This is a genomic window from Natronococcus jeotgali DSM 18795 (assembly GCF_000337695.1).
Lineage (GTDB): Archaea > Halobacteriota > Halobacteria > Halobacteriales > Natrialbaceae > Natronococcus > Natronococcus jeotgali.
In genome coordinates this window covers 1-10192 of the sequence record NZ_AOIA01000072.1, presented here as the reverse complement: position 1 = coordinate 10192, position 10192 = coordinate 1, and the positions used below count along the sequence as shown (strand labels likewise).

Annotated in this window: 5 protein-coding genes and 3 pseudogenes; 4 read left to right on the top strand and 4 right to left on the bottom strand. The window is 51.4% G+C overall.

The window, feature by feature from the left end:
• The first annotated feature begins 177 nt into the window (after positions 1-177).
• From C492_RS08205 to C492_RS08195, 4 genes and pseudogenes are all read left to right on the top strand, one after another.
• A complete protein-coding gene (locus tag C492_RS08205; RefSeq protein ID WP_008422304.1) occupies positions 178-534 on the top strand; it encodes a DUF6884 domain-containing protein in 357 nt (118 codons plus the stop codon).
• Between the two features lie 718 nt (positions 535-1252).
• Entirely contained in the window at positions 1253-2440 is a 1188-nt protein-coding gene (locus C492_RS22525) for an ATP-binding protein (RefSeq protein ID WP_083898786.1), read from the top strand.
• On the top strand, positions 2437-3780 hold the full coding sequence (locus tag C492_RS08200) for a DUF6414 family protein (protein ID WP_008422303.1): 1344 nt from the start codon (positions 2437-2439) through the stop codon (positions 3778-3780). Before C492_RS22525 ends, C492_RS08200 begins: the two co-directional genes overlap by 4 nt.
• Before the next feature lie 241 nt (positions 3781-4021).
• Positions 4022-5175, top strand: a pseudogene (locus C492_RS08195) (ISH3 family transposase).
• Between the two features lie 284 nt (positions 5176-5459).
• Here the strand turns inward: C492_RS08195 and C492_RS22520 are convergent.
• The 4 genes and pseudogenes from C492_RS22520 to C492_RS08185 form a co-directional block, all read right to left on the bottom strand.
• Positions 5460-5897 carry a DUF6653 family protein gene (locus tag C492_RS22520; RefSeq protein ID WP_083898785.1) on the bottom strand — a complete coding sequence of 146 codons (438 nt, stop codon included), beginning with the start codon at positions 5895-5897 and terminating at the stop codon, positions 5460-5462.
• A 215-nt stretch (positions 5898-6112) separates the two neighbouring features.
• A pseudogene (locus C492_RS08190) lies at positions 6113-7198 on the bottom strand (tyrosine-type recombinase/integrase).
• 361 nt (positions 7199-7559) lie between these two features.
• A pseudogene (locus C492_RS25205) lies at positions 7560-7765 on the bottom strand (transposase); the annotation flags it as partial.
• Between the two features lie 191 nt (positions 7766-7956).
• Entirely contained in the window at positions 7957-9858 is a 1902-nt protein-coding gene (locus C492_RS08185; protein ID WP_008422300.1) for a transposase, read from the bottom strand.
• Positions 9859-10192: the final 334 nt, after the last annotated feature.

The following is a 10192-nucleotide window of genomic DNA, read 5'->3' as shown; positions in this document are numbered from 1 at the left end:
AAAAGGTACGTCTGCACGCTCGATCTACCAGCTGGTTCGTTGAATGTCAGGGTGAAAACAATCCTGTGGGGACGATTCTATGACACGCTCGTTACTACTCTATTACTCCAGAATAAGGCCAAAATAAGTATCCCAGAGAGAAGTAGGTTCATTAGTGGAGCCTCAAAATAGCTGATTGTGACAGAGATCGGACTCGTGAGCTGTGCAAAGACCAAGCTCGAGCAGCCTGCGCCACCTGCCGGGTTGTATGCCCCATCACCGTTGTTCAGCAAAGCTCGGCAGTACTGCGAGCAGAATCATGACGACTGGTTCATCCTCTCGGCCAAGCACTATCTGCTCGAGCCTAACGGGCCACCTATCGAGCCGTACGATGAAACGTTGACGGATGCGCGGGTTGCGACAAAGCGAGAGTGGTCGGAAACAGTGTTCGAGCAGTTGCAGTCGGCAGGGTTGCTCGAAGCGGGGAAAACGCTCGTATTCCATGCGGGGCGTGCGTACTACGAGGAATTGCTACCGTTGCTCGANGTACAATGAACAGCTCTGAGTGGGATCAGGAAATTTGTTCGGCTGAACCAGACCCGTTCTTTCGCGGTTACAATGTCAATTAGATCCTCCACGTCTCGTCATATCCTCGTCCGTTTTAATTGCTTCTATTCCACCACCGACATTTTAAATTCATGAACTGCAGAACTTATTAGGACATCTATTCGGCATATTTTGAACGATATCGAGAAGCTATCATCGGTAAAAAAGTACTGTCACTATCATCAGAGTATATATTTAATGAATAGGATGCTTTTCTCTGGACCTCGGCACCAGTATCTAGAAGCACAAGCATTTCAGGCAGCAGATCGGATCGCTGAGAACTCTATTGGGAGTATTCTCTATCTCACACGGAACGACGCGCCCTCCTGTTCGCGGAGGTGTTGGACAGTCCCTCTTGAATACGGCTCCTCAGTTAGGGGGTCATTGGAATCGAGGTGGCACTTTACGAAGATAGTAGCAGCAAAGACAACGATAGAGGGAAGTGGGATGTCTGTAAATGGTAAATCAATATGATACATATGAGGGCGTTCCTGCCGGAGCGTGACAGTGAATTATCTATAATAGAAAAGGGGAGTAACCCCTACTATCGAGATATTTCTGCGATCCATTCACCAACCAAGGCATACAGCCATATTGGTATAATTGACAAGAACTATTTTCAGCTACCAGAGACTTTTCAAGAACCTGTGTGTGAGGTGGAATAGTTATGGAATACGCAACTGTAGCTAGAACTATTTCTGTTGAAGGGCATGATTATCTTTTGATTGAGTGGGGACAAGGTGGAATAGATATCCTATTACATCCAAACGATCTTTCTCCGGAAACTGGAGATGCAATTCTCGTGGACTCCAGGGAAGTTGTAGAAGTAATTGATCCAATTGGCGTCGATCGTGGTAATTCAATTGGTATTGTAAGGAAGGAACTTGATGAACGTGCTGTAGTGGAGCAAGGAGGGAGACTGGCAGTATATGTGGTTGCTGATGATGTTTCTGTTGAGAGCGGGAATACGGTCGAAATATCTAGTACAGGGATAATTCGAGATGTTGTTAAAAAGACAGCTATCAAGCATGAATCCCGCCATCCTGCGTCAACTGATATCGAGGATTATATACATAATCTCAAGTTTTCTTCGGATGAACTAGATATTGGATTTGAAGATTTTGGCGGGATGTCAGAACAGCTCAAGCATGTGCAAAAGCGAGTAGAACTGCTATTAACGCAGCGTGGGGAGTTAGAACAAATCGGAACACAACCCAAACTAGGCGCCCTTTTTCATGGAGAACCAGGCACTGGGAAAACCCACTTTGCAAAGATACTAGCTTCGGAGTCAGACGCAGATTTCTATAGGATACGCGGGCCGGAAATCGTTACAAAATGGATTGGAGATACAGAAGAGATTCTTCGAGAGCTGTTTAATCACGCCAGAAGAAATGAACCCGCAATTCTATTCTTTGACGAGATTGACAGCTTAGGGAGTGAACGAGGAGACGGTCCAAACCAACAGTTCGGGAATCGAATAGTAGCTCAACTACTCTCTCTGATGGACGGTGTAGATCAGCAGTCAGAGGGATTACTGGTGATCGGATCGACAAATCGTATTGAGGGAATAGACGAGGCACTACTGAGACCTGGGCGATTGGACTGGAAAGTTGAATTTGAGATTCCCGGTTTTCAAGACCGAGTCGAGATATTTGAATCACTACGAGATCAAGGCTATGATGTCAATGACACGGTTGACACCGAAGAAATAGCCTCGCTTACAGATGGATGGACAGGTGCCCAGTTGAGGTCTCTTCTTGATGAAGCAGGTGTTGTTAGCGTCGCTGCGGGACGAAATCAGATAACAATGACAGATTTAAAAATCAGTTATGAACGACGGAGTGCTCAATCATGACTAACCGTATTCGCAAGTTCGGTCAGGGTGCCTATTGGTGGATGGTCAGGCGCAAAAACAATATAAAAGAACGTCTTGGTTTTACATCATACCCTGACCTCAAAGAGTTCGTATATCTTGACCAGACCGCTCTGATAAGTTTGCTCTCGTCAACGACGGGCGGCATTACACAGCAAAAAACGAGTAGTCAGAAACAACGTATCTCTTCTAGTATTACTGGATCTTTGGGACCTATCGGTGCTTCGGTAGGGGAAGAAGAACAGAAATCCACAGAGACAGTCCAGAAATACGTAATCCAATCCAATTTCAAGGAATTATATGAGATTCGAAAGAAGGATCTTGCAATCTCTGATTATGTAGACTTACAACCAGATGTAGATGCCGCTGCTATTGAGAACGCTGACACAGAAACTCTTAAGCAAGAATCGTCCCCCGAGATCCAAACCCTATCTCGGGGAGACTTGATTGAAGTTGACGCTACTCTGAGTAGTTCTGACATATATGAATACTTTCAAGTATTTGATGCATTTGAAGATATAGTGGAGTCATTTTCTACAGAGGAGGAGTTCCAACAACAGTTACGGGAACAGGGTGTTTCAACCGATGAAATCGCCATGATTCTCGAATTAATGGAGATTTTGATGGCAGGGTTAGTCCCTATAGAATGTAAGGTCTCAAACTATGGGGTGTATGGTGAAGACCAGAATATAATCGTTGACAAGAATTGGGCGAATGAACGTGACATCGATTTTGATGAATTCTACTTGGCAGGGTTCATTGATGAAGATAATCTTTGGCAAGAACCATCACGGATCTTATTCAGTGAAAACGAATTCACAGTCTATGGTCGTCTCGATTCACCTGCACCAGGAAAAAATTGGAGTCCGTTGAAGCTAGTGAATATACTAGATAGTGTCTTCCCAGACATTGCACACGAGGTTGAGAATCTTCCATCAGCATTCGATGAACCGAAAGCTTCAGAGACTGCGTCAAATAGCTTTGAAACTACGGTTCAGGATTATTTGGAGATGCTTGAAATACAAGCTGATAACAGCTTCCCCGATGGAGCAATCAACGATGCGATTGACTCACTAGAGGACCCTATTGTTGCGGAGTCTTACGAGGAAGAAGAAGAGATACTACAGGAAGCTGAAGAGGCACTAGAAAATGAGCTTCCCGGCGAAGGCTTAGATGAATATTTAGAGAATATACCAAGAGTGCGGGCTAATTTCCTCGAGAGTAGGTCAGGAAATTCGGAGAGTTTCAATGAATCATCTACTTCAGAAGATGGTGGAGACAAGATATTCTTAGAGACCAACTTCATCGCGGTCTATTGGTAGGTCCGTTCGGGCCTAAAACCAAGGAATTGGGGGAGTGGGTCAGTCTACTGTCTCAATAGTTTCGCTTTCGTTGATGCTCTTGTAATATCAGTACTTCACAAAGCTGGTTAGTTGAGACGTCTGCTTGCTGAAGATGTGTCCAAACACCAGCAGCAAGCAGACGGTTCAATCCACGAGGACCAACTCCTTAACTTCCTCGTCAACACGATTGACGAGGAAGTTTCTCTCGGCCTGAGCGATAATGCTCAAATTGGCGCTGAAGACATCTATGAGNCTCCTTAACTTCCTCGTCAACACGATTGACGAGGAAGTTTCTCTCGGCCTGAGCGATAATGCTCAAATTGGCGCTGAAGACATCTATGAGTCCTCGTCGGCGCGTGCGCCGACGGGACCTCGGTCTCTACACTCTGCGAGGACAGTGAAGACTCTTCTCACCAAAACACTGTTCTGTACCATCTCTGCAGGAAATTCGACCTCGAATCGGTTGAACAGGTTGGGAACACGCTTCTCCAGAAGGACGTACTCACTGTGCTTCCTGAGCAGGTGGAGGTCTGCGCAGACCTCCACCTGCGGCCCTACTACGGTGACAAAGACGACACAGACGGCCTCTATCACTCAGAAGCGAAACGTGGAACCACCGCGTTCCATGCCTATGCGACACTCTACGTCCGTGTACAGAACAAGCGCTATACGCTGGCAGTGCGCCGTCTCACCGACGGTGACACCGCCAGCAGCGTCCTCGCAGAGTTTCTCGGGATTCTCGACGGCCTTGACGCTGAAGTCAAGGCCGTCTATCTTGACCGTGAATTCTACGATAGCAAGTGTCTCATGCTGCTTCAGGCGCACAACCACGCCTACGTGATGCCGATCATCCGATGGGGACAGACGATCAAGCAGGAACTCTCGGAAGGCTGGAGCCGTGTCATCCAGCACGATCTGACGGCGAAACTCGACGGTCACAGCTGAACCGTCGAGTTTCCCGTTTACATCGACTGTACCTACCAGAATGGACAGTACGATGAGCACGGGGTGGCGCGTCACGGCTACGCCGCTGACGCGCCGTTCATCGACTCACCACGTGACGCCCGATACCACTACGCGAAACGCTTCGGTAGCGAGGCGACGTACCGGCTCTCCGAACAAAGTATCGCAACGACGACAACGCAAAATCCGGTGGTCCGGCTGTTGTACGTCGTAGTGAGTCCGCTGTTACAGAACGTTTGGCGGTATCTGCATTGGGAGTACGTGGCGACGCCCCGCCGTGGCGGGCGTCGTCTCTGGTCCTGGTCGTTCAAGGAGTTCATTAAGATGGTATGCCGGGCAGCATGGACGGCCCTCGCGGTGCGTCGGGCCGACCCTGCAAATCGGCCACCGGACGATCGGTTCCACCGCTAACGCTCGACCGAGCCAGCCTCCCTGCAAGTGGCAACACCGTCGCGTCGGCGGCGGTCAGCCGCCGACAGCGACGACTCTGCTCGATCTTCGGTCAGAACTTCCGTCAATCACTACCGATCAGGATGAAACTGCGGCTTCAGTCTGAGTGAGCAGACGCTTTATGAGGTACTGAACTTAGATCAAATCAGAAAGAAATCACTCTTGGCGGCCTTGTTGAAATAATATTATTCATATATAATATTTGTAATATAAGTTCGCTAAAGCCTGCGATTAGCCTCAACGATTTACTCAGACACTTCTTCGTTATACCGGCGGACAAGACTCCGAACATACCAGAATTTCAACATCATCGACGTCAGTCCACCCAGGGTTGCTCTAATCGGCTGTTTTCGATAAGCGGAGACAAATGAGTAACCCGTCACCGGAATGTTGAGCAGGTTGAGTATGTTCGGATATGATACCCCAATCACACTCTGTTTTTGCTCTTCCGTCCACCACCTTTCGGCAAGCACTACTTGAGTCATCCACGCATCGTTGCTCTCCGGTGATGAGAACAGCAGCGGGTTGATCGCTGTGAATACCACCGTGCTAACTGCGAGTTTCCAACTTCGATGATATACCGCATAGAGAAGGACGGGGAGCACGAGTACACGACTCCAGCCGCTTTTCGGATTCGAGTGTCGTTCCCAGAAGGTTTCCTCAAACTCCTCAAGTGAGGGCATACCTAAAGAGTGGGGTACTGGTAGCAAATAGACTCGGCATTATGTCACCACCATAGACAGTCTATGAACAGCCTGTACTGGCCGCAACGGGAGGGGGTCTGTTACTTACTGAGGCTTTCCACAGAACCATCTCACTTAATCAACTATAATATCTCTCAACGTTCAAAGTCAAGCATATTACAAGGCTCGTACGCCGAAGGAATCCGCTTGCTGAGTTACGTATCCCGTATTCTGTCAATGGATTGGGCAAGGTCTTTTGTTTTGAGATCACTGTAGGCCTCGTGGGTCGTTTCAATTGATTTGTGACGCAGTACCTGTTGGGCCTTTTCAGACTCACCGAGTGCGTACAGCTCGGCGCCGAGCCCACGACGTGCTCCATGCGGCTTGAGATACTCGTGCCCGTCCTTGAGTTCGATGTTCGCCTCGTTAGTAAGGCGTTTCATCACCCGCCGTGCACCCTCTTTGGAAATCGACGGCGGTTCGATCTCGTGATCACGGAATAGACCGTCGAGGACGTCTGTCTTCGACGCGTTGCCTCTCTCCTCAAGCGCCTTTAACAATCGAGCTTCACCGAGTTCTGACTCGAGAACACCGTGTTTCGACTGAAAATGGCCGGTTGGGAAGACGGGCCACTCGTCAGCCGGCGGATTGATGTACTTCCGGTGGCGCTCGAGGACATCGCGAGCGGCTTTCGGTAGTGGGACCTCTTCTCGATTACGGGACTTTCAAAAACGGACAGANCGTTTCTCGTCTTTCGAGTCGTCGAATAACTCCGCACCTCGAGCGCCAGTCTCGGCAAGCAGTACTACGATCGTTCGGTCTCGCGAGGCCGTCACTGGATCAGTTCGGATCGTACCGTCATTCGCCATATCGACGCGTTTGGTCGCATAGTTCACGATCGTCTGGCGCTGTTCCGGTGTCCAGAATTGACCTGAAGACTCGCTCGTGTCTTCCGGAAGATACTCAGTCGCCTTATTCGTCTTCGCCGGGTTCGAATCAAGTAGCTCCTCACGAACGCAAAAGGAAAGGAACGCTCGCACGTATGCGAAGTACGTGTTCGCTGTCGACGCCGCGATCTCGCCGTCGACCTGATCCTCACGGAGTGTATACCCGAACTCCCGTAGGTCGCCCGCTTCGAGCTCACGGATCTCATCAATTCCCTCACGCTGGCAGAACGTAGCGAATCGATCGAGTGCTGGCCGCATGGTCGCTTTCGAGCCATCGGACTTGATCGAGCGCTCAAGATATCGAGAGACCGCCTTGTGGACGGCAGAACCCTGCTGATCAGTCGGGGTAGACATTCGTATGTGGGGTACAGTGTCGACCCTTGTAAACTCCCTTTGTTAAATCGCATTTTAACCAAGGCCCTCGAGAAATTGGAATTCTGCCGTCTCAGGTTTCCTCAAATATGCTGGGAGCAAATCCGACATTTTGTGAATCGCATGATGATATACAAATTGCGCGCTCTGGAAGATGAGACTATAGGCCGTTTAGCAGGCTTGTTGTCGGTGAATTCGGATAAATCAGTCTATCGGCGATCTTTTAGACGCCCTCTCAGCTGCTAATTCCTGTTAGTCTTAGAAGTGTTTCGGCGCTCTTCCGAGGGAGCTTCCAGTGTCGCCACTCAAAACCAACTCTTCCACGCGCGGGTAGAGTGGCCCTTCACCCGATTCCAGTCTCCTTCTTCAACAGTGTGAGCGTGTTCTCAGCCGTTATGAGTGGCGTCTGCTCGTACTCGCCAGTCAATTCAATCTGTACGAGTAGATCGACAGCTCTCCAAATCGAATACAACAGACACGCAAACGCGAAGTAAAAGAACCGGAGCACGAAATTTTCGACGTCGTCGCCGCCATGAATCGCTTGATACTCTCTGATGTCGGCTAGCTTGATTTGTCATGCACAGCCTTCCTATTCATTCTAATACTCGCTCGCGTGTAGTAAACGAACGGGAATCACCATCAAGTCATCATCTCAGTATCGGACCCTTGCAATGCGAAATAAAGTGGCGTGAAACAGCGCCGCCGCTCACGAGTCGGGCGGACACGGGAAAGTGGCGGCGTCAGTCGGGTGGGTCGAGACCGTAGAATTGCTTCGCCACGGTCAGGAACTGGTTCGCATCCACTCGTGGCTTGTACGACCTGTTCTCGCCGTCGATGGCGAGCTTCACGAGTAAATCGACGAGTCGCCAGACGTTATACAGCACGCACGCGAACGCGAAGTTGAAGAACCGATAGTCGCTCTCGGTCGAGGTGGTCCGCACCATGAAATGCTTCTGCTTCTTAAAACCGTTCTCGATACCCCAACGACGGCGATACCACCGGATCAGCCGCTCGATCATGTGGATGAATTCCTTCCCGTCCATCTGCTGATCGTCGGCATCACGCGCCGTCACATACGGGTGGTTCGTCTCGAACACTACCGTCTCGGATGTGTCCACGTCTCCGTCCTGCGCTTTCTCCTTGCGCTCTTCGATTTCCTCTTCGCGCTGGATGTCCGCGAGCAGCCGCGAGAACGACATCCGCTCGCTTGATTCACCGTCCACGTCCTCGAACTCCCACTCGCCGCACAGCTCCGTCCACACTGCCGAGAGACTGTCGTCTTCGTCATCGTCGTCACCGCCCGAGTTCGAGTGCTGCGGGAGATAGATTTTCTTGCGTGTCGGCATGTCGTCATCGGATTCCTCCTCGACGACGTGGAAGCGTTTGCCGTTGCGGTACATCCACGCGATGGTCTCGGCCTCGTCACTACCTTCGAAAATGCGCGTCGGGTTCAGGAAGTGAACGCCATACTCTTCGCAAGTATCCTTCACTGGACCGCTATCGAACTCCCGATCCATCATCACGAGGTCGAGATTCACCATCTCGGTCGTGTGTTCGAGCAGTTTCTCCACGATCTCGTCTTTCGATTGACCTCGTTCGCGCGGGATGGCGTCGAGGACAAGCGGTACGTCCATCCCGACGATCTTGAGCACCGCCCACTGGTAATACTCGTTTCCATCCCTGTGTCCGAGGATATCGTCCTCATGGTCCTCGGTGTCACCAGTGAACGGAAATCCCTTGGTCACGTCGATGGCTGCCCAGAGCTTGCCCGTGAGTTCGCCGTTCTGTCGGGCGCGGGCGATGATCATCCGCGTGGTGTTCCGCAGCATTGTGCGAATGTCCGCAACCGAGTGCTTGCCGATCTGGTAGCGGTGGGTCGATCCAGTTGGAATACGTTCGCGTGTCGTATCAAGCGAGAACGAGGCTGGACCGCTGCGCGCGTACATGTCCTCGCGCATCCCCATGTAGGCGTGCTGCTCCCAGAAAGCGTTCTCGTGAATCTCCCAGTTCGGTCCTCGGTCAAGCGCGAACGCATCCGTGACGAACGGTTTCGCCTGCTGCCACACCTCGTTGGTTTTCTGTGCGAGCAGTTGGCGCTCCGGACAGTCAACGGAGTTTGATTCGCCCGCCTCGCTGGTGCTGACTCGCTCGGGTACGGAGACATCGCAGGCGCGTGCGGCCTTCACAATCCCCTCAGCACACGCCTGTACGGCGTCGCGGAGAGCTTCGCTGAAGCGGTGGTTCCACGCGCGCCAGAACGTCGATTGGTTTGGGAGTGTCTCGAACCCGAGCCTGCGGCGGAGAGATGGGTTTGCTCGGAGGTGGTCGTGGAGGGCGGTCTCGTCCCAGCCGTTGATCTCCTCGATGATGAACGCCCGCACCAGTAGCGCCATCGGATACGGTCCCGAGTACGGCGCTAACGAATCATGCGCGGCGAACGTGAGATGCTCAATCGGGAGCCGGGAGACCAACATCTCGATGTCACCGTAGTCCGTCGCGCGTTCGCACTGCGACTGTCCGATAGTCGTAACATCCGCAACGAATCCGTCGAGAGCATCGTCCGTCCCGTCGAGTTCGTCCTCGAAAAACCGAGTCTGTCCGTGATAATCGGTAGCGTCAGCGACGAGAGCCGCCGCAACCATCTCCGCCGTGTCGTTCAATCGGTTCGCGGCAGGTGGTTTCGCGTCGATACGTGCGTCCGTGTCGGGTGAATCCGCGTCCGACTCTGAATGTGAGTTCGCTCCCATGGCATCTGTCTCACCCGCCACCACGAGTCACCCGACAAGCAGACGCTGGGCAGTGTTGCCCAGTCAATCACGTCCTGTGGTGCGGTGAGTGCTGTGCCATAGGTTTTGTCGGGTACTCCGATACTACTGCTGACAGTCATATAATCGGTACTTCCCGAACGTCGCTTCGTGAACTGTGCTGAGCCATGGATGAACAGAGCGAATGCCGGTGTAGTAACTGAGTGAACAG